This is a genomic window from Microbacterium sp. Leaf288, assembly GCF_001422925.1.
In the GTDB taxonomy this organism is placed as follows: Bacteria; Actinomycetota; Actinomycetes; order Actinomycetales; family Microbacteriaceae; genus Microbacterium.
Window position 1 is genome coordinate 1,127,935 of the sequence record NZ_LMNI01000010.1, and the last position, 21,127, is coordinate 1,149,061.

The 21,127-nt window shown below is 71.4% G+C and carries 13 protein-coding genes; 7 read left to right on the top strand and 6 right to left on the bottom strand.

What is annotated here, in order from left to right; all coding sequences use genetic code 11:
• The first annotated feature begins 105 nt into the window (after positions 1-105).
• Positions 106-4,464, top strand: a complete 4,359-nt coding sequence (locus ASF40_RS09300; RefSeq protein ID WP_056368134.1) for a prealbumin-like fold domain-containing protein — start codon at positions 106-108, stop codon at positions 4,462-4,464.
• Here the strand turns inward: ASF40_RS09300 and rsmI are convergent.
• Positions 4,437-5,255: a 16S rRNA (cytidine(1402)-2'-O)-methyltransferase gene (gene rsmI / locus ASF40_RS09305; protein ID WP_056368136.1), complete on the bottom strand. Its 819-nt coding sequence runs from the start codon at positions 5,253-5,255 to the stop codon at positions 4,437-4,439. The two genes, ASF40_RS09300 and rsmI, sit on opposite strands and share 28 nt — an antisense overlap.
• A gap of 23 nt (positions 5,256-5,278) precedes the next feature.
• Here rsmI and ASF40_RS09310 point away from each other — a divergent pair, with 23 nt between their 5' ends.
• Positions 5,279-6,862: a dolichyl-phosphate-mannose--protein mannosyltransferase gene (locus tag ASF40_RS09310; protein WP_056368138.1), complete on the top strand. Its 1,584-nt coding sequence runs from the start codon at positions 5,279-5,281 to the stop codon at positions 6,860-6,862.
• A gap of 7 nt (positions 6,863-6,869) precedes the next feature.
• Here ASF40_RS09310 and ASF40_RS09315 read toward each other — a convergent pair whose 3' ends face one another.
• The gene (locus ASF40_RS09315) at positions 6,870-8,720 is read right to left on the bottom strand and encodes a thioredoxin domain-containing protein (protein ID WP_056368139.1); all 1,851 of its coding nucleotides are present in this window, start codon (positions 8,718-8,720) and stop codon (positions 6,870-6,872) included.
• 25 nt (positions 8,721-8,745) lie between these two features.
• Complete coding sequence (locus ASF40_RS09320; RefSeq protein ID WP_056368141.1) at positions 8,746-9,582, bottom strand: aldo/keto reductase; 837 nt, start codon at positions 9,580-9,582, stop codon at positions 8,746-8,748.
• Positions 9,583-9,661: 79 nt separating this feature from the next.
• On the opposite strand from ASF40_RS09320, the gene hrpA reads away from it, so the two are divergent.
• A complete protein-coding gene (gene hrpA, locus ASF40_RS09325) occupies positions 9,662-13,606 on the top strand; it encodes an ATP-dependent RNA helicase HrpA (RefSeq protein WP_056368144.1) in 3,945 nt (1,314 codons plus the stop codon).
• Between the two features lie 29 nt (positions 13,607-13,635).
• Positions 13,636-14,577, top strand: a complete 942-nt coding sequence (locus ASF40_RS09330; RefSeq protein WP_056368146.1) for a quinone oxidoreductase family protein — start codon at positions 13,636-13,638, stop codon at positions 14,575-14,577.
• A 27-nt stretch (positions 14,578-14,604) separates the two neighbouring features.
• On the opposite strand, the gene ASF40_RS09335 is transcribed toward ASF40_RS09330, so the two are convergent.
• Entirely contained in the window at positions 14,605-15,456 is an 852-nt protein-coding gene (locus tag ASF40_RS09335; RefSeq protein ID WP_056368148.1) for a sulfurtransferase, read from the bottom strand.
• A gap of 115 nt (positions 15,457-15,571) precedes the next feature.
• On the opposite strand from ASF40_RS09335, the gene ASF40_RS09340 reads away from it, so the two are divergent.
• The 3 genes from ASF40_RS09340 to ASF40_RS09350 are packed head-to-tail and all read left to right on the top strand — an operon-like array spanning position 15,572 to position 18,853.
• A complete protein-coding gene (locus ASF40_RS09340) occupies positions 15,572-16,942 on the top strand; it encodes an O-acetylhomoserine aminocarboxypropyltransferase/cysteine synthase family protein (RefSeq protein ID WP_056368150.1) in 1,371 nt (456 codons plus the stop codon).
• A 41-nt stretch (positions 16,943-16,983) separates the two neighbouring features.
• On the top strand, positions 16,984-17,976 hold the full coding sequence (locus ASF40_RS09345) for a Gfo/Idh/MocA family protein (RefSeq protein WP_056368152.1): 993 nt from the start codon (positions 16,984-16,986) through the stop codon (positions 17,974-17,976).
• 1 nt (position 17,977) lies between these two features.
• Positions 17,978-18,853, top strand: a complete 876-nt coding sequence (locus ASF40_RS09350) for an NYN domain-containing protein (RefSeq protein WP_056368154.1) — start codon at positions 17,978-17,980, stop codon at positions 18,851-18,853.
• 1 nt (position 18,854) lies between these two features.
• On the opposite strand, the gene ASF40_RS09355 is transcribed toward ASF40_RS09350, so the two are convergent.
• Together ASF40_RS09355 and ASF40_RS09360 are read right to left on the bottom strand one after the other, a co-directional pair.
• Complete coding sequence (locus ASF40_RS09355) at positions 18,855-19,667, bottom strand: alpha/beta fold hydrolase (RefSeq protein WP_056368156.1); 813 nt, start codon at positions 19,665-19,667, stop codon at positions 18,855-18,857.
• Position 19,668: 1 nt separating this feature from the next.
• Positions 19,669-21,054, bottom strand: a complete 1,386-nt coding sequence (locus ASF40_RS09360) for an FAD-binding oxidoreductase (RefSeq protein ID WP_056368157.1) — start codon at positions 21,052-21,054, stop codon at positions 19,669-19,671.
• Between the last annotated feature and the right edge of the window lie 73 nt (positions 21,055-21,127).

The window sequence follows — 21,127 nt, forward strand, 5'->3', positions numbered from 1 at the left end:
TGTTCGCCCTCAAGTCGATGATCCGTGCGCTCTCGCGGGTCTCGACGGGAGGCTGTGGGGGCCTCGGCGCCTGGCGACGGCCCTTTTCCTGGGGAGGAAAGCGCCATGTCGCGTGCTCGTGTGATCTCGCTGGTCGGAATCGGGGCGCTCGTCGGCGCCCTGCTGGTGCCCTTGGCCGGAGCCGGGGCGGCCTCGGCCGCCACGCTCCAGCCCTCAGGACTGCAGACGGGATTCCAGCTCGACGGCGACAAGGCCGGAGGCACCCTGCCGACCAGTTTCGACTGGGACTCGTTCTTGACGACCCCCGTACCCGACGGCAGCTACACCTTCACCCCGACCGGGCCCTACACGACGGCGACCGGACTGTCGTCGTCCGGCATCCTGGACGCCACGTTCGGCTGGGACAACGGAAGCCTCGACGGCGCCTGTCCCGCGACCGCGCCCGATGCGACGGGGTCGCCGGGTTCCCAGATCCCCGACACCATTCCGTGGGCGCCCGGTAGCGCCAATGTCAACGACAAGGGCAACATGTGCAGCACGGGAGCTGCGTACGAGGTGGTCGTCGATGCGCAGGGTGCCCGCCACGCGATCCTCTACTCCTACTGGACGCGCCTCGTCGGCAACGGGAGCCTGAGCCTCCTCCAGAACCTCGAGGGTCCCGCCGCCGGCCGCTGCGACGACGTGCTCGTCGTCTTCGATTACGAGTCCAACCTCGGGACCGTCACCGTGCACTTCCGCCGGTGGACGCCGAACGCGAACGACGGATGCGCGAACCCGAACGGCGCCGGACAATGGCTGCCCACCGGGCAGGCCATCGACTTCGCGTACGCCGTCGGCGTGCGCACCGAGGGGCCGATGCCCGTCGGCAACCAGCCGCAGGCGACGTTCGGCGAGTTCGCCGTCGACCTCACCACGGCCGGCCTGTTCAACCCCGACTCCTGCACCACGTTCGAGGTGTCGACCGAGCTCTCCCGCACCGGATCCGATTTCGGCGCTCAGACGCAGGATTACCTCGACGCCGCCGACCCGCTCGTGCTCGCGAATTGCGGTTCGCTGAGCGTCACGAAGGACGTCGTGCCCGCCGGCTACGAGTCGGACGACCGCTTCGGCTATCGCGTCGACCGCGCGAGCGGCGGCATCGTGCTGCCGGACACGGATGCCAGGCAGATCGTCGATGACCTCGGCATCGGCGAGACCGACACCTTCCAGAACGTGCTCGGAGCGACGGACTACCGGCTCGCGGAGACGGTCGCCGACCCGTGGCAGCAGCAGTCGGCCGTCTGCACGACCGCGCAGCCAGGCACCGGTGAGCCGGTGGAGTTCGTGCTGACCAGTCCGAGCGACCCGTTCACCGTCTTCCCGAACACGCAGACCGACTGCGTCATCACCAACGCCACCTCGACCGTGACCGTGACGAAGCAGACGCTGCCCGACGGGTCGCCGCAAGAATTCGACTTCACCGTCGGGGCGAATTCGACGACGCTCACCGACGGCGAGAGCGTCACGTACGCGTTCACGCCGGGCACCACGGTGGTCATCGGCGAGACCATCCCCGACGGGTGGATGGACAGCCCCGACATCACCTGCTCCGACGAGAATGCGGTCATCACGCCGACGACCGCGAGCGCACAGGTGACCACCGTCGCCGGGCAGGACATCTCCTGCACCTTCACCAACACGCAGCTGGGCAACATCGTCATCAGCAAGGAGGCCTTCGGCACTGCCGACGGCCTCGTCTTCGACTTCACCGGCACCTGGACGACCGGATCTCCGGCCCTCCCCGACGACGGCGACTTCTCCATCACCGCCGAGACCGGAGACGGCACGAACTACTACGCGTCCTTCGAGGGTGTCGAGCCCGGCAACTACACGGTGGCCGAGCTGCCGAACCAGCACGGCACCGTCCTGGGGTCGCTGATCTGCACCATCGGCGGCCAGGACGTCGACTTCGACGTCGCCTCCGCGAACTTCGACCTCGCCCCCGGTGACACCGTCACCTGCTACTACGCGAACGTCATGCCGGGGCGCATCCTCGTCGTCAAGTCCACGGATCCGTTCGAGTACGACCAGGACTTCGATTTCGTCTTCACGCCCGCGGACGGCGAGCAGGTGGACTTCACGCTGAACCCGCTGCCCGGACAGGCGACATGGGACAGCGGGACGCTCGATCCCGGGCAGTACGACATCTCGGAGCTGCTCGACGTGCCCGGCTGGGAGCTCACCGACATCGTCTGCGACACGAGCGCCGGCACCACGTGGACGCCGAGCCTGAGCGACGGCGCCGTCACCGTCGACCTCGCCGCAGCGGGCGTGGCCGAATGCGTGTTCACCAACACGGCCGAACCGGTCTCGCTGCAACTGGAGAAGACCGCGGTCGGCGTCGCCGACGGCTTCCCCTGGTCGTTCGACTTCGAGCTGACCGATGAGAGCACGGGCGACGTGCGCGTCATCACGCTGACGTCGGAGACGCCGTCCATCGAGGTCACCGACATCGCGCCCGGAGCGGACTACAGCCTCGTCGAGGTCGCGAAGGAGGGCTGGGCCGGAACGCTCGACTGCGAAGTGGTCGACAACCGTGCCGCCGACGACGGCTGGCAGTTCAATCTCCAGCCGGGCACGTCGTTCTCCTGCTCCGCCGAGAACACGGCGGCGCCGGCATCCGTCTCGGTCACGAAGACCGTCACCGGCGTGACCGACGACTACGAGTGGTCGTTCCCGTTCGCGCTCACGCCGTCGGATGGCGTGACGCCGGAAGGCGGCGAGCAGTCGATCTCGGGCACCGGCGAGAGCTCGGAGACGGCGACCTGGACGGGCCTGCTCGCGGGAGAGATCTACACGATCACCGAGCTGCCGGTCCCGGGCTGGGTGCGGGGATCGCTGACCTGTGCCGGGTTCGAGGGCGACATGGACGAGGACCCGGCCTCCTTCACCTTCATGGCTGAACCGGGCGCCGAGATCAGCTGCGAGATCGAGAACACCCCCGAGCCGATCGACATCACCATCTTCAAGGCGGCGCGCGGCGGCGATGCCACGTTCCAGTACGTCCTCACACCGCTCGACCCCGCCGGCGAGGCGATCGTGTCGTCCGTCGTCACCGAGGGAGGCTTCGGCACCGCCACCTTCGCGGGTCTCACCGCGCGCGGGCTCTACTCGCTCGCCGAACGGGATCTGCCGGGGTGGATCGAGGGCCCGCTGTCCTGCACCGTCGCCCACGCCGACGGCGAGGTCGACGCCCTCGACATCACCGGGTTCCGCGTGGAACCCGGTGACCAGATCGAGTGCGAGATCGAGAACTTCGCGGTCGGCCGCATCGTCGTGGCCAAGAACGTCGAAGGCGCCGATGGCGTGTTCGACTTCACGGGCACGTGGCTCGATCCGGAGGACTTCTCGATCGAGACGTCCGGGGGCACCGGCTCCGCCACGTTCGAAGAGCTCGCACCCGGCGAGTACGAGGTGAGCGAGGTCACGCCTGCGGGCTACGACAACACCGATCTCGTCTGCGTCGACGGCCGCCCGCTGGGCGGCGAGTCGACGGTGGACGGGCTCGTCGGGTCGATCGTGCTCGATCCGGGCGAGACGGTCGTCTGCACGTTCACGAACACGGAGTGGGGCTCACTCATCGTCGACAAGGCGACGCTGCCCGCCGGCTCGACGCAGGAGTTCGACTTCGAGTGGGGTCCCGACGGCGAGGCATTCACGCTCACCGATGAGGCCGACCCGTACTCGACGGGACTCATCGCCCCCGGCTCGTACACCGTCACCGAGACGAGCGAACTCGAGCGCTGGCTGCTCGATGACATCGAGTGCGTCGGGTCGGACGGCGACCCGGTGATCGAAGGGGCATCGGTGTCGGTGGAGGTGCCACTGCGGGCCGCCGTGTACTGCACGTTCGTGAACGCGTATCTGGCCCCGCTCGAGATCGAGAAGACCGTGACATCGGGGCCGACGAAGCAGGCGGACGGCACGTTCGCGATCGCGTACTCGGTGACCGTCACGAACCCGGGCGCACTCACCGACACCTACGACCTCGACGACGAGCTCCGCTTCGGGAGCGGCATCACCGTCGTCTCGGCCGGCGTCTCGTCCGTCGAGGGTCTTCCGGTCAACGCCGGATGGGACGGCCTCACCGATCTGCGGATCGCCACCGGCATCACGATCGACGGCGGCCTGACCCACACCTACGACGTGAAAGCCACGGCGCGGGTGTCGTCGACGATCACCACCGATCAGGCGGACTGCACGACCGGATCCGAGGCAGAGGGCACCGGGCTCCTCAACGCGGCGACGGTGCTCTTCACGGGCGGGGACGCCACCGCGACGGCGTGCGTGCCGGTGCCGGCGGTCCTGCCGCCGACCGGCGTGACCCTGACCGCACTGTGGGTGGGTCTCACGATGCTCGCGGGCGGCGTGATCCTGTTCGTGATCCGCCGGCGGCGCTACCCGCGGACGGAGAGCGCGGCCTGATAGAGCTCGCGGCTGGAGTGTCCGGTGAGTCCGGACACTTCGGCCGCGGCCTCTTTCAAGCGCGTGCCGCCGCGGACGAGCTCGAGCACCTGGGTCACCGCATCGGGGAACGCGACGCCGCGCGGAGGCGCTCCCTCCACGACGATCACGAGCTCACCGCGGACGCCGCCCTCGGCCCACGCGGCGAGCTCGGCGAGCGTGCCGCGCGCGACCTCCTCGTGCAGCTTCGTCAGCTCACGGCAGACCGCGCCGCGACGTTCGTCGCCGAATGCGGCCGCCATGTCGGCGAGCGTCGCCGCGACGCGCGACGGCGCCTCGAAGAAGACCATCGTGCGCGGCTCGGTGCTCAGCGCGCGCAACGCCGCCCCGCGCTCCCCCGCCTTGCGGGCCACGAAGCCCTCGAACGTGAAGCGGTCGGTGGGCAGCCCTGAGACGGCGAGCGCCGTCACGACCGCGCTCGGCCCGGGGATCGCCGTGACGTCGACGCCGGCCGCCGCGGCAGCCGCGACGAGCCCGTAGCCGGGGTCGCTCACCGTGGGCATGCCCGCATCGCTCAGCACGAGCACGTCCTGCTCGCGTGCGAGCTCCACGAGCTCGGGCGCCCGCTCCTTCTCGTTGTGATCGTGCAGCGCGATCAGCCGCGGGCGGTTCGCGATGCCGAGTGCGGCCAGCAGACGCTGAGTCGTGCGGGTGTCCTCCGCGGCGACGACGGTCGCCTCCTCGAGGGCCTCGACGAGCCGGCGGGACGCGTCCCCGAGGTTTCCGATCGGGGTCGCCGCGAGGATGATCACCCCCTCAGCCTAAACTTGACCGGGTGACGGATGCCGCGCGGCTCGAGGCCGACCAGCCCGCCGCGCCGCTGAACCCCCCGGCACGACCGAGCCTGTACGACCGCTTCGCCCGCCGGCTGAGCGAGGACGCGCGCGCTCGGCGACTGTATCGGTGGCTCGGTCCTGCGGTCGTGCTGGTGATCGCCGCGGTCCTGCGGCTGTGGAACCTCGCCGCGGCGCACGACCTCATGAACCAGTTCGACGAGACGTACTACGTCAAGGACGCCTGGACCCTGCTCAACCTCGGGTACGAGGCATCCTGGCCCGCTGGCGCCAACGAGAGCTTCCTCTCGGGCGATGTGAACGTGTTCACGCCCGATCCGTCGTTCGTCGTGCATCCGCCGCTCGGCAAGTGGATCATCGCGCTCGGTATGGCGGTGCTCGGCCCCGACTCGGGCTGGGGCTGGCGCATCACGACGGCGCTCCTCGGCATCGCGTCGGTGCTGCTGCTCATGCTCATCGCGAAGCGCCTCACCCGCTCGACCACGTTCGCCGTCGTGGCGGGGCTCCTCATGGCGGTCGACGGCCTCGCCGTCTCGATGAGCCGCATCGCACTGCTCGACACGTCACTGATGTTCTTCGTGCTGCTCGCCGTCCTGTTCGTGCTGCGCGACCGCGAGCGCACGATGACGCGCATCGCCCAGACGGTCGCGGCGCGCTACGACGGTGACACGCCGCCCTCCTGGGGACCCGTCCTGTGGAACCGGCCCTGGATCATCGCCGCAGGCGCCGCGCTCGGGGCGGCCAGCGCGGTGAAGTGGTCGGGCGCGTGGGTGCTCGCCGGCCTCGGGGTCTACCTGGTCGTCACGGACGCGCTGGCCCGACGCCGCGCGGGCGTGCTGTTCTGGCCGACGGATGCGGTGCGCCAGGGTCTCGCGACGTTCGTGCTGTTCGTCCCGGTGGCTCTCGTCGTCTACGTCGCGTCGTGGTCGGGATGGCTGTTCAGCTCGGGGGGCTACGACCGCCAGGCGGGGAGCAACCCCCTCCAGAGCCTCTGGATCTATCACGTCGCGATGTACAAGTCGACCGCCGGCATCACGTCGGGGCACTCCTACGCGAGCCCCGCATGGCAGTGGCCGCTGCTGTGGCGTCCCACCGGCGTGTACTACCACCACGATGCGCTGGGCGTGAACGGCTGCACCGCGCCGAGCGGCTGCGTGGACGTGATCTCCACGATGCCCAACCCGCTGATCTGGTACGCCGGGGTAGCCGCCGTGCTGTACCTCGCGTACCGATTCGTGGTGGCGCGCGACTGGCGCTACGCCCTCGTGCTCACCGGTGTGGCCGTCACCTATGTGCCGTGGCTGTTCCTGCCCGAGCGCACGATCTTCCAGTTCTACACGGTGCTGGTCCTGCCGTTCATGCTGCTCGCGCTCACGTTCGCCCTCAAGGACATCGCCGGTCCTCCCTCGGCGGACTCCTACCGCCGGCTCACGGGTCAGCGCCTCGTGCTGGTCTTCCTCGTCGTCGCGCTCGCGCTGTCGGCGTTCTGGTACCCGATCATCTCCGCGATGACCGTGCCCTACGACTTCTGGCACCTGCACATGTGGATCACCAGCTGGGTGTGAGCCGCGCTCAGGCCTGCAGGTCGGCGACCTCGGTCACCGGCAGCCGGCACGCGAAGTCCCGGCAGTCGTACGCGGTCGGGTGTCCGTCGCGCCGCGCCTTCTCGGCGAACAGCTCGAATCCCGCTTCAGCCCACGAGAGCGACTGCTCCGGCGACACGATGGACACGACATCGACACGGATGCTGCGTGCCGCCGTCGCGAGCGCGGCTCGGGCATCGTCCGTGACGACGACGACCTGCCGGGGCGGCTCGGCGAGGCCGGCGGCGACCCGCAGGAGCGCGCCGTACGCGAGCGGCTGGGCGAGGGCTGCGGGCGCGTGGGCTGCGACGAGCAGCTCGGCGATCGACCGATAGCGGTCTCCGGCGCCCAGCACCCAGAGCGCCGCGGCGGCCGCCGCGACAGACGCGGCCCCGGACGGCTCATCGGCGTCGGAGGCGGTGTCCGGCGCACCGATCCCCTGCCGGGACAGCACCGGATCTCCCCCGCCGGGGACGGCGACGCGGTGTTCCTCGTGGACGCATGCGTCGATCAGCTCCCGCGCCCGCACGGCGTAGGCGACCTCCCCCGTGGCGACGGCGAGGGAGATGAGCCCCGTGGCGAGCTGGCCGTGGTCGGCGAGCGTCGCGTACGCGCGCGACGGCACCTCGTCGAGGGATGCGCGCAGCAGCCGGCCGTCCGGGGTGACGTTCACCTCGAGGACGGCGTCCGCCGCCCAGCGCGCCGACTCGATCCACGACGGCTCGTCCAGCCGTGCGCCGGCGCGCGCGAGCGCTCCGATCGCGAGGCCGTTCCAGCCGCTCACCACCTTGCCGTCGACGGCCGGGGGCTCGAGACCGGCCCGGGCCGCGGCATCCCGTCCGTAATAGCCGCCCTCGCTGCGGGCACCGTCGATCCAGGACTCCGAGTCCTGCGCGGCGCCGAAGCCGCCGCCCGGCTGCTGCAGCACGTCGCGCAGGAACCCGGCGATGCCGCGAGCGACGTCGTCGCGGGGCACAACCGCGTCCATCGCGACGTCGAGCAGCTGAGCGTTGTCGGTCAGCATCCGCTCGTAGTGCGGCACCGTCCAGTCGGGCCGGGTCGCGTAGCGGAAGAAACCCCCCTCGACCGCATCGCGCAGCGGCGAGGCTGCCATCGCGCCGAGGGCACGGTCGGCGACGGCGGATGCCTCGGGGGCGTGCTCGCGGATGATCCGTGCCTGCAGGAAGCGGAGCGCCGTGGCGACGGGGAACTTCGGGGCGCCGGCGGCGGGATCGCCGAACCCGCCGTGCCGCGGATCCTCCCGACCCGCGAGGGCGCGTGCGGCGCCGATCAGGTCCTCGGCGGACGGCGTCGTCGCTTCCGGGGCGGGCGTGGAGTCGCGGACCTCCGCGAGAGCACCGGCGACGGCATCCGCCGTCTCGTCGATCTGCTCGCGCCGCTCGGTCCACGCCTCGTGCACCGCGGCGAGAACCTGCCGGAACGCCGGCATGCCGGCGCGCGGCTGCGGCGGGAAGTAGGTGCCGGCGTAGAACGGCCGCCCCTCGGGCGTCGCGAACACGGTCAGCGGCCAGCCGAGGCTCGGCGAGAACGCGGAGGCTGCGGCCATGTAGGCGGCGTCGACCTCGGGGTGCTCCTCGCGGTCGACCTTGATCGACACGAAGCCGGCGTCGAGCTCGGCGGCGGTCGTCTCGTCCTCGAACGACTCCCGGGCCATCACATGGCACCAATGGCACGTCGAGTAGCCGATCGACACCATGACCGGCACGTCCCGGCGTCGTGCCTCGGCGAACGCCTCCTCGCCCCACGGAAACCACGCGACCGGATTGCCCGCGTGGGCTCTCAGGTACGGGCTCGTCGCTTCCGCGAGGCGAGGGTTCACGGCATCCGCTCCCGCTCGCGAGCGGTCAGTTGACCTCGTCGGGGTGCGCGCTCACGCGCCCCGTGCCGTCGCCCGGCTCCATCGCGTCGATGGCGGCGATCTCGTCGGCGGTGAGCTCGAAGTCGAACACGTCGAGGTTCTCCTCGAGGCGCTCGCGGCGCACCGACTTCGGGAAGACGATGAAGCCCTTCTGGAGGTGCCAGCGGAGCACCGCCTGCGCCGGCGTCTTGCCGTGCGCCTCGGCGGCCGCGGCGACCGGCGCCGCTCCGAACAGGTCGTACTTGCCCTGCCCGAGGGGTCCCCACGACTCGATCCTCACATCGTGGGCGGCGGCCCAGTCCGTGATGTCGCGCTGCTGGTGGGCGGGGTGCAGCTCGATCTGGTTGACGGCCGGGACCACTCCGGTGGCCGACACGATCTTCTCGAGGTGCGGCACGAGGTGGTTCGAGACGCCGATGCTGCGGGTGAGACCGGCGCCCCGCAGCTCGATGAGCTTCTCCCATGCGTGCAGGTAGTTGTCCTGGGCGGGCGTCGGCCAGTGCACGAGGTACAGGTCGACCTGCTCGAGTCCGAGCTTGGCGAGGCTCTCCGCGATCGCGGCGTGGGGCTCGTCGCCGTCGTGGCGGTCGTTCCAGAGCTTGGTGGTGATGAACAGCTCGTCGCGCGCGATGCCGCTCGCCGCGATGGCCGCGCCCACGCCCTCTTCGTTGCCGTAGATCGCGGCGGTGTCGATGTGCCGGTAGCCGACCTCGAGCGCCTCGGCGACGGCCCGCTCCGTGTCCGCCGGCGGCACCTTGAAGACGCCGTAGCCGAGCTGAGGGATCGTGTTGCCGTCGTTGAGGGTCACGCTGGGGACTGTCATGGTTCCCAGCCTAGGCGCGCGGACGCGGCGTCGGACGGGTCGATCCGGCGCCCGGCCCGAGCGGATACGATCGAAGGCTATGTCCGCGTCCGAACCCGTCATCTCCTATCCGCCGGAGCTCCCCGTCAGCGCCGCGCGCGACGAGATCGCGCGCGCTGTGCGCGACCACCAGGTCGTGATCGTCGCGGGCGCGACCGGGTCGGGCAAGACCACGCAGCTGCCGAAGATCGCGCTCGAGCTCGGGCGGACGCGCATCGCGCACACACAGCCGCGCCGCATCGCGGCGCGCACGATCGCCGAGCGCATCGCCGAGGAGCTGCAGGTGCCGCTCGGCTCGGCAGTCGGCTACAAGGTCCGCTTCACCGACAAGGTGTCGGAAGACACGCGCATCGCGCTGATGACCGACGGCATCCTCCTCAACGAGATCCACCGCGACCGGCTCCTGCGCCGCTACGACATGGTCATCGTCGACGAGGCCCATGAACGCTCGCTCAACGTCGACTTCCTCCTCGGGTACCTGCGACGCATCCTGCCCAAGCGCCCCGACCTCAAGGTCGTCATCACGAGCGCGACGATCGACCCGGAGAGCTTCGCGAAGCACTTCGCGAAGCCCGACGGAACCCCGGCGCCGATCATCGAGGTGTCCGGCCGCACGTATCCGGTCGAGATCCGGTACCGCCCGCCCGCACGGCCGGCCAAGGGCGAGGAGGAGTCCGACGACGTCGACGGCATCACCTCGGCCCTGCGCGAGCTCGACCGCGAGGCCGCCGGCGATGTGCTCGTGTTCCTCCCGGGCGAGGCCGAGATCCGCGATGCCGCGGACGCCGTGCGGGGCATGTACGCGAAGGATGCCGCACCCACCGAGGTGCTCCCCCTCTACGGGCGCCTGTCCGCGGCCGAGCAGCACCGGGTGTTCGAGCGGTCACAGGTGGCCGGCATCCGTCGCCGTGTCATCCTCGCCACGAACGTGGCCGAGACGAGCCTGACGGTGCCGGGCATCCGGTACGTGGTCGATACCGGCACGGCGCGCATCTCGCGCTACAGCAACCGCAGCAAGGTGCAGCGGCTGCCGATCGAGGCGGTGTCGCAGGCGTCCGCGCAGCAGCGATCCGGCCGCGCCGGACGCACGAGCGACGGCATCGCGATCCGGCTGTACTCCGAGGAGGACTTCGGCACCCGGCCCGAGTTCACCGAGCCCGAGATCCTGCGCACCAGCCTGGCCTCGGTCATCCTGCAGATGCTCTCGCTCGGCTTCGGCGACATCTCGTCGTTCCCGTTCCTCACTCCCCCCGACTCGCGCGGTGTCAAGGCCGCACTGGATCTCCTCGTCGAGCTCGGGGCGGTCAAGGCCGGCCGCGACCACCCCACGCTCACCGACCTGGGCCGCGAGATCTCGCGCCTGCCGATCGACCCGCGCTTCGCGCGCATGCTCGTCGAGGCTCGTCGCACCGGGGTGCTGCGCGACATGCTCGCGATCGTCGCGGGCATGTCGATCCAGGACGTGCGCGAGCGCCCCGAAGACCGTCGCGAGGAGGCCGACCGCCTGCACGCGCGGTTCACCGATCCGTCGAGCGACTTCCTGAGCCTGCTCAACCTGTGGAACCACCTGCAGGAGAAGCAGGCCGAGCTGGGCTCGAGCGCATTCCGGCGCCTGTGCCGCGCGGAGCACCTCAACTACGTGCGGGTGCGCGAGTGGGCCGACGTGCACCGTCAGCTCAGCGCGCTGGTGAACGCCCCGCGCACGTCGACACGCTCACGGACCGGTGGAGGAGACACCGCCGACCCCGACGAGCTCCACAAGGCCATCCTGTCGGGGCTGCTCTCGCACCTCGGCCTCCTCGACGAGCGCACCACGTCGTCCGCAACGCGGGGCCGCACCGGCTCCGACCGCGCGGAACAGCGGCGCGGCGCCGAATACCTGGGTTCGCGGGGCACCCGGTTCGCGATCTTCCCGGGCTCCGGGCTCAAGAAGAAGCGGCCCACCGCCGTCATGGCCGCCGAGGTGGTCGAGACGAGCCGCCTGTTCGCACGCACCGTCGCCGCGATCGATCCGGCCTGGGCAGAATCGCTCGCGGGCGACCTCGCCAAGCGCTCGCTGAGCGAGCCGCACTGGTCGAAAGCGTCCGGCGCGGCATCCGCCTACGAGAAGGTCACGCTCTTCGGCCTCGAGATCGTGCCGAAGCGCCGGGTGCAGCTCGCGCGGTTCGACCGGCCGTTCGCGCGCGAGCTGTTCGTGCGCCACGCACTCGTCGAGGGCGAGTGGGACTCGTCGCACCTCGACAAGAAGCTCACGGCGTTCGAGCGCCGCAACCTCGAGCTGCGCCGGCGTCTCGAGAAGATCGAGGAGCGCGAGCGCCGCCGCGACATCCTCGTGGGCGACGAGGCCGTGTTCCGCTTCTACGACGCCCGTCTTCCCCGCGATGTGTTCGACGCGCGCTCCTTCGAAGCCTGGTGGAAGGATGCCTCGGCCCGCACGCCGCGCCTGCTCGACATGACGGAGGCCGACCTCGTCGACGAGGCGTCGCGCGGTGACGAGCGCGACTTCCCGGCACGCTGGACCCAGGGCGACCAGGTGCTCTCGCTCGCCTATCGGTTCGAGCCCGGCGCCGCCGACGACGGCGTGACGGCCGTCGTTCCGCTCGCCCTCCTCGCACAGCTGCGCCCCGACGGCTTCGACTGGCAGGTGCCGGGGATGCGGGACGAGCTCATCACGGCGCTGCTGCGCTCGCTGCCCAAGTCCATCCGCCGTCACGTGGTCCCCGCCGCGGACTGGGCGGCGACCTTCGCCGCCGACCTCGCCGGGCAGGGTCCCGAGGCTCACGACGGCGTCCCGCCGGTGGCGCTCCGCGACGCGCTCGCGGCGCGCATCCAGCGCGTCGCGAGCCAGCCCGTGAGCGCCGCCGACTTCGAGATGGAGCGGGTGCCCGGGCATCTGCAGGTGTCGTTCCGCGCCGTCGACGAGCGCGGGCGAGCGGTGGGTTCCGACCGCGACCTGGCCGCACTGCAGGCGCGGCTCGCCGACCGGGCCCGCACATCCGTGTCCCGTTCACTCACCGCGACGGCGCCGGCCAACGGGCGCGCCGATCGCGCCGCGAGGGGCCCCGCGGCCCGCCTCGCGGGTGCACCCGGCGGTGCCCCGCGGCCCGAGTCGACGTTCACGGAGCGCACCGGCCTCACCGACTGGACGTTCGGGGACCTCCCCGACGTCGTCGACACGAAGGTCGCCGGCGGCGTCGTGCGCGGCTATCCCGCGATCGTCGACGAAGGCGCCTCGGTCGCGCTCCGGATCGAGACGACCCCCGAAGCCGCGACCCGCGCGACCCGGGCCGGCGTCCGGCGCCTCGTGCTCCTGTCGGTCGCGTCGCCGTCGGCCTATGTTCTCGAGCACCTGACGTCCGCCGAGAAGCTCGCGCTCGCGGCATCCCCGTATCCGTCCGCGAAGGCGCTCATCGAGGACGGCCGCGTCGCGGTGGCGGACGCCGTGATCGCACGCACCGCTCCTGACGCGGTCGTGCGCAGCCGGGCCGGCTTCGAAGCCGTGCGCGACGCGTTCTCGGGCGCGGTCGTCGACGAGCTGTTCCAGACGGTGTCGCTGACCGCCCGCATCCTCACGGCCGCGCGAGACGTGGAGCGCGCGATGCGCGACGCGAACTCGCTGACGCTGCTCGGCGCGCTGAACGACATCAAGGGCCAGCTGGCGGGCCTGGTGTTCCCGGGCTTCGTGTCGCGCACCGGCACTGCCCGGCTGGCGCAGCTGCCCCGCTACCTGCGCGGCGCGCTGGATCGCGTGCGGGCACTCGCCGACAATCCGGGCCGCGACCGCCAGCGCATGACCGAGTTCGAACGCGCCGCGACCGTGTTCGCCGAGGCCGGCGGCGTGATCCCGCCGGCCGATGACGCCCCGCTGGCGCTCGTGCACGCCCGGTGGCTGCTCGAGGAGTACCGTGTGAGCCTGTTCGCGCAGTCCCTCGGCACGGCCGAGCCCGTATCGCTGCAGCGGATCCAGAAAGCCCTCAGGGAATAGCCGTCTCGACGACAGGAGTTGCCCCCGTCATGACCACTGCGATCGCGTACACCGAGTTCGGGGGCCCTGAGGTCCTGCATGAGATCTCTGTTCCCGAGCCGGTGCCCGCAGCCGGGCAGCTCGCGATCCGCGTGACGGCCGCCGGCGTCAACCCGATCGACGGCAAACTCCGCTCCGGTCGTCGGCCGTCGGGCGAGATCACTGCGCCACGTCGCGTCGGCGGCGACGGCGCGGGTGTGGTGACCGGCGTCGGCGAAGGGGTCGACGGGTTCCGCGTCGGCGATCCGGTGGTGTTCGCCGGGGCGTCGGGAGCGTACGCGACGGACGTCGCGGTGACCGCCGCCCACGTCTTCCCCCGCCCCCCGCAGGTGAGTGCGGCCGAAGGCGCTGCGCTCGGCATCCCGATCGGCACGGCGTACCAGGCGCTCCGCTCGCTCGCGGTCGGCAGCGCAGACACCGTGCTCGTGCACGGCGGCTCGGGCGCGGTCGGCCAGGCGCTCATCCAGTTCGCCGTGCTGTGGGGAGCGACCGTCGTCGCCACCTCGTCCGAAGGCCGATTCGACCGCGTCCGCGAGCTCGGCGCCCTCCCGGTCGCATACGGCGAGGGGCTCGCCGACCGCGTGCGTGCAGGCGCTCCGCAGGGCGTGACCGTCGCGATCGACGCCGCCGGCACCGACGAGGCCCTTCACACCTCCCTGGAGCTCGTCGCCGACCGGCAGCGGATCGCGACGCTCGTACGAGGACGGGATGCCGCGGGCCTCGGCATCCGCGCCTTCTCGGGCGGCTCGCCCGCACCGCTCACCGCGCAGCAGCAGGTCTGGCGCACCGAGGCGGTGCCCGTCGCGCTCGCGCTCATGGCCGCTCGACGGTTCTCGGTCGAACTCGGTCCGTCCTTCGCGCTGGCCGACGCCGCCGAGGCGCATCGCGCGATCGAATCCGGCGTCGCCGGCAAGATCACGCTCGTGCCGTGATCCCGGCGAGGCCGGCCACCGCACCGGTCACACGGTGCCGGTGACCTCCGCGGGCGCCGCGCCGGTCGCGACCGGGCGTCCCGGAGTGTTCGACCACTGGCTCCACGAGCCCGGGTAGATCCCCAGCTCGAGCCCGCCGAGCTCGGCGGCGAACACCGCCTGCGCGGCGGTGACGCCCGACCCGCAGTACGCCGCCGCGGTCACGCCGTCGCCGGCGCCCACCGCGGCGAAGAGTGCACGCAGGGTCGCAGCATCCCGGAATCGCTCACCGTCCATGTAAGCGCCGGTCGGGAGGTTCACGGCGCCGGGGATGTGGCCCGCGATCGGGTCGATCGGCTCGACCTCGCCGCGGTAGCGCTCGGCGGCGCGCACGTCGATGAGGACGCCCGAGAAGGCGAGCGCGGCGGCACCGTCGATAGACAGCACCGGCTCGGCGATCGGCGCGAGCGAGACCGCGCCCGGCTCGGGCGTGACGGGTCCGGACTCCAGCGGCAGGCCGGCCGCGGCCCAGGCGCCGAGACCGCCGTCGAGGAGGCGGACGTCCGCGATGCCGGAGCGCGTCAGCAGCCACCATGCGCGCGATGCGCCCAGCGCGCGATCGTCGTCGTACACCACCACCGTGTCGCCGTCGTCGATGCCCCAGCGGCGCGCAGCCGCCTGCAGCGCTTCATGGGGAGGAAGCGGATGCCTCCCCTCGTGGGGACGGCCGTGCTGCGAGAGCTCCGTCTCCATGTCGACGTACACGGCGCCGGGCACGTGAGCTTCGAGGTGCTCGGCACTGCCGTCGGGGCGGTCGAGCCGGTAGCGCACATCGAGCACGCGCACGGCGGAGGACCGGAGGAGATCGTCGAGTTCTGCGGGGGTGATCAGCTGCGCCACCCGACCATTCTCGCGTGCCCGCGCGCTACCGCTCCTCGAGCGGCGCCGGGCCGGGCGCGCAACAGTTCGACACACGAAACGCCGCCCCGGGCACCGCGGCTCGACAATGGTCTGCATGCCTGAACAGACTCGTCCTGCCGCCCCTCGCTCGTTCGCGACGGCGCAGGTGCAGGCCGGGTTCGACTCCGGCATCGCGGAGAACACCGCCGTCCCCTCGATCCACCAGTCCAACGGCTTCGAGTTCCGCTCGCTCGCCGAAGCACGCGACCTCTTCGCGCTGCGCAAGGACGGCAACATCTACAGCCGTGCGGCGAACCCGACCGTTCTCGTGTTCGAGCGTCGCGTCGCCGAGCTCGAAGGCGGCATCTCCGCGGCCGGTGTCGCATCGGGGCAGGCCGCCGTCGCCGTGGCACTCCTGGCGCTCGCCAAGCAGGGCGAGCACATCGTCGCCGCCCGTCAGCTCTACGGCGGCACCATCGACCTGCTCCAGGACACCTTCGCCGACTGGGGCATCGAGGTGAGCTTCGTCGATCAGGACGACCTCGACGCGTGGCGCGCCGCCGTTCGGCCGACCACCCGCGCGCTGTTCGCCGAGTCGATCTCGAACCCCATCGCGCAGGTGCTGGACCTCGGTGCGGTCGCCGCCGTCGCCAAGGAGGCCGGCGTGCCCCTGGTGATCGACAACACCGTCGCGACGCCGTACCTGCAGCGCGCGAAGGACTTCGGCGCCGACATCGTGGTGCACTCCGCCACGAAGTTCCTCGGTGGCCACGGCACCTCTCTCGGCGGCGTCGTCGTCGACCTCGGCACCTTCGACTTCACGGCGGAGCCCGAGCGCTGGCCGCAGCTGACCCAGACCTACCCGCGCGTCCCGGACGGCAGCCTCATCGAGCGCTTCGGCGAGACCGGGTCGGCGTACATCGCGCTGGTCAAGACCAAGTACGTGCACGACCTGGGTCCGTCCCTGTCGGCATTCAACGCCTTCCAGCTGCTCCAGGGCCTGGAGACCCTCGACCTGCGCATGCAGCGCCACACCGCGAGCGCCCTCGCGGTCGCCCGCTTCCTCGAGACCCACCCCGCCGTGTCGCGCGTGCACCACCCCGGGCTCGAGTCGAGCCCGTGGCGCGCGCAGGCCGAGGCGTACCTCCCCGACGGCGTGAGCTCGGTGTTCGCGTTCGACCTGCCCGCCACCGGCGACGCCGAGGCGGACTTCCGCCTCGTCGAGGCGTTCATCTCGCGCCTGCAGGTGATCCGCCTCGTGGCGAACATCGGCGACGCGCGCAGCCTCGTCGCGCACCCTTCGTCGATGACGCACAGCCACATGTCGCCGACGCAGCTCGCCGAGGCGCACATCGGCCCGACCACGGTGCGGCTGTCGATCGGCCTCGAGGACGCCCGCGACATCGTCGACGACCTCGCCCGCGCTCTCGACCAGATCCTGGTGGCCGAGAGCGGCGTCGAGCTTGCGGAGAGCGTCGCCCGCTAGTCGCCCGCGCACGGGGGGCATCGCGCCGATAGCCTCGTTCCATGACTTCGCCCTCTTCCCCCCGCTGGGGGATCCTCGGACCGGGCGGCATCGCCCGTGCGTTCACCAGCGACCTGCGCACCGCCGGACTCGACGTCGCTGCGGTGGGGTCGCGGCGCCGCGAGACCGCCGAGGCGTTCGCCGCCGACTTCGGCATCCCGCACGCCCACGGCTCGTACGAGGAGCTGGTCGCCGACCCCGACGTCGACATCGTGTACATCGCGACGCCGCATCCGATGCACGCGGCGAACGCCCTCCTCGCCCTCGAGGCGGGCAAGCACGTGCTGGTCGAGAAGCCGTTCACTCTCAACGCGGCGGAGGCCCTGGCGGTGCGCGACGCGGCAGCGCAACGCGGTCTCCTCGCGATGGAGGCGATGTGGACGCGGTACCTGCCGCACATGGTCCGCATCCGCGAACTCGTGGAGTCGGGCGCCCTGGGCGAGATCCGTGCCGTCACCGCCGACCACACGCAGCTGCTTCCCTCCGACCCGGCGCACCGCATCAACGCGCTGGAACTCGGCGGCGGTGCCCTGCTCGACCTCGGGATCTACCCGGTCTCGTTCGCGTGGGACATCCTCGGCGCGCCGCTGTCGATCGCGGCCGCCGCACGCATCGGCGATGCCGGTTCCGACACCGAGGTCGCGACGATCATGACGCACGCGTCCGGTGCGCTGTCGACCTCGATCTCCGCATCCCGCGGCGCCGGCCCCAACACCGCGACCATCATCGGCACCGAGGCCCGCATCGACATCGACAGCGTCTGGTACTCGGCCACCTCGTTCCGCCTCGTCAGCCCCGACGGGACGGTGATCGAGGAATTCCGCTCCGACATCGACGGCCGCGGCATGCAGTTCCAGGCGCTCGCGGCCGAGCGGTACCTCGCTGAGGGCCGCACCGACTCCGACGTGCTGCCGATCGACGAGACCGTCGCGATCATGGCGACGCTCGACGAGATCCGCGACCTCGTCGGCGTCCACTATCCCGGTGAGGAGTGACATGCCCGATCTGCTGAGCCCCCGCGTGGCGGTGTACCTGGACTTCGACAACATCGTGATGTCCTGGTACGACCGTGTGCACGGCAAGAACTCCTACTCGCGCGACCGTCAGAAGATCGCGACGGATGCCTCGGACCCCGAGATCGCCGAGCGCCTCGCCGCCGCGACGATCGACGTCGGCGCCATCATCGACTACGCGACGTCGTTCGGCACCCTGGTGCTCACCCGGGCGTACGCGGACTGGTCGGCGCCCGTCAACGCGGAGTACCGGTCGCAGCTCGTGGCGCGCGCCGTCGACCTGGTGCAGCTCTTCCCCGCGGCCGCATACGCGAAGAACGGCGCCGACATCCGCCTCGCCGTGGACACCGTCGAGGACATGTTCCGCCTCCCCGACCTCACGCACGTGGTCATCGTCGCCGGCGACTCCGACTACGTGCCGCTCGCCCAGCGCTGCCGGCGCCTCGGCCGCTTCGTCGTGGGGGTGGGCGTCGCGGGATCGACCGCGAAGTCCCTCGCCGCGGCGTGCGACCAGTTCGACTCGTACGACGCGCTCCCGGGTGTGGCGGCTCCGCCGACGGGGAAGAAGGATGCCGCGCCGCAGCGCGCGTCCGGCAGCCGGCGCTCGAGGAAGGCCGCCGTCGACCCGACCGAGTCGCTCCTCGAACGCGCGCTGCGCCTCGAGAGCGACAAGGAGGGCGTGGAGTGGCAGCACGCCTCGGCGGTGAAGAGCCTCATCAAGCGGCTCGACCCGTCGTTCAGTGAGAAGGCCCTGGGGCACAAGAGCTTCTCGGAGTTCGTGAAAGCCCACCCCGGCGTCGCCGAGGTCGACGAGTCCGGAAACATCGTCCTGATCCGCCTCGCCGCCGACCGGCGCTGAGTCAGGCGGGGGCGACGCGAGCGAGGAACTCGAGCATCCCCGCGTTGAAGGCCTTCGGCTGTTCGATGTTGGCGGCGTGCCCGTCCTGGGCGATCACGGCCGACTCGCCTCGCGAGGCGAGCGCCGCCGATGCTGCGGCGTGGGAGCTCGGCCAGAACTCGCTCTCGGCGCCGGCGACGAACAGCACCGGCACGTCGGTCGCGGCGATGACCTTCCGCCAGTCCGCCTGGGCGTGGTCGTTCAGGAGCGCGAGCTCGCCGTGGGTGAACGCCCGTTCGGCGCCCTTCATGGCGCGCAGCAGTCGCACGAGTCGCCTCCCCCGGCGCAGCATCGGCGTGCCGTGCCCCGTGTCGGGAATGCCTTCGGCGAAATAGGTGTCGACGTTGCCCTCGGTGTAGCCGTAGAACCCGTGCGGCCAGTCCGCGGTGTTGAGCATCTTCGGCGTCTGATCCACGCTCACCACCGCGGCGACCCGGTCGGCGCGCTCCTGCCCGAGATACGACCAGATCGTGCTGGCGCCCATCGACCCGCCGACGAGCACCGCGCCGCGGAGATCCAGCGCCTCGAGGAGGTCGCGCACGTCCTGCCCTCTGCGGTCCATGTCGACACCAGATGACGGGCGTTCGGCGCCGCCGTGCCCGCGGAGGTCGACGGCGACCACGCGGTACCCGGCGCGTTCCAGCGCCGGCAGCTGGTACGTCCAGCTCGATGCGGCGGCCTTGAACCCGGCGAGAAGCACCACGGGGCGGCCCGCAGGATCGCCGGACTCTTGGTACTCCAGCCGGACGCCGTCGTCGGCGCGGATCGAGGGCATGTCATTCTCCGTTCGGGAAGGCCTTGCCGGGGTTGAGGATCGACGCCGGGTCGAGCGCGCCCTTGATCGCGCGGTGCAGGCGCAGCACCGCGGGGCTCAGCTCTGCGGCCGCACCCGGCAGCTTCAGCAGCCCGACGCCGTGCTCGCCGGTCACCGTGCCGCCGAGGGCGCGGCAGTCGTCGACGATGCGATCGAACGCGACTTTCGCCCGCGCTTTCGCGTCGTCGTCGCCCTCCGGCGCGATGATCAGCGGATGCAGGTTGCCGTCGCCCGCGTGGGCGATGTTGGCGATCACAACGCCGGCGTCCGAGGCGGCGGCCTCGATGCGCGCCAGCATCTCGGGGACGGCAGCGCGCGGTACGCAGATGTCCTCCGTCAGCACGGGACCGAGCCTTTCGAGCGCGGGGTAGGCGAGCCGACGGGCGGTGAACAGCCGGTCGACCTCGTCAGGATCGGCGGCGCGCTCGACACGGCTGCCGCCCGCGGTGCGGAACAGCTCTTCGACGGCCGCGGCGAGCTCCTCGCCGCGGGCGCCGGCTTCGTCGACCTTGGCCAGCAGGAGCGCCGACGCGTCGTCGGGCAGATCCCATCCCTGCCACTCGGCGACGGCGTGCAGGCACGTGCGGTCGATGAGCTCGAGGGCCGAGGGCACGATACCCGCCTCGGTGACGGCGGCGACGGCGGCGCCCGCGTCCGTCAAGGAGTGGAAGTAGCCCACCACCGCGCGCTCCTCGCGACCGCCGAGCGGGCGGAGCTTCAGTGTCACGTCGACGATGATCCCGAGCGTGCCCTCCGACCCGACGAAGAGTCCGGCGAGGTCGTAGCCGGTGACCCCCTTCGCGGTGGTGCGTCCGAGCTTCGCCACGCTCCCGTCGGCGAGCACGACGGTCACGCCGAGCACGTAGTCGCGCGTCACTCCGTACTTGACGCAGCAGATGCCGCCGGCGTTCGTCGCGACGTTCCCGCCGATCGTCGAGATCGCCTGGCTCGCGGGGTCCGGCGGATACCAGAGCCCTGATCCCGCGACGTGCCGGCGCAGGTCGTCGTTGAGCACGCCCGCCTCGACCACCGCATACCGCTCGGCGACGTTCACCTCGGTGATCCTGGTCATGCGCTCGAGCGAGAGGACGAGGCATCCGTCCGTCGCATTCGCGCCTCCCGACAACCCCGTGCCGGCACCGCGCGGCACGATCGGCACGCCGTGTGCGGCGGCGACGCGGACCGTCGCGACGACGTCGTCGATGGACGATGCGAAGACGACCGCGGCGGGCAGCGCGTAATCGGCCCATTCGGCGTCGTCGTGGCTCAGACGGTCGCGCGTCGCGTCGTCCGTGACGACGGCGTGCGTGGGCAGTGCGGCGCGAAGCGCCTCGACGACGGTGTGCATGGCGTACCGATGCTATGCGAGCCGGGTACGCGACGGCGCGTGATCCCACAGCCGACCTGGGAAATCGGCCGTG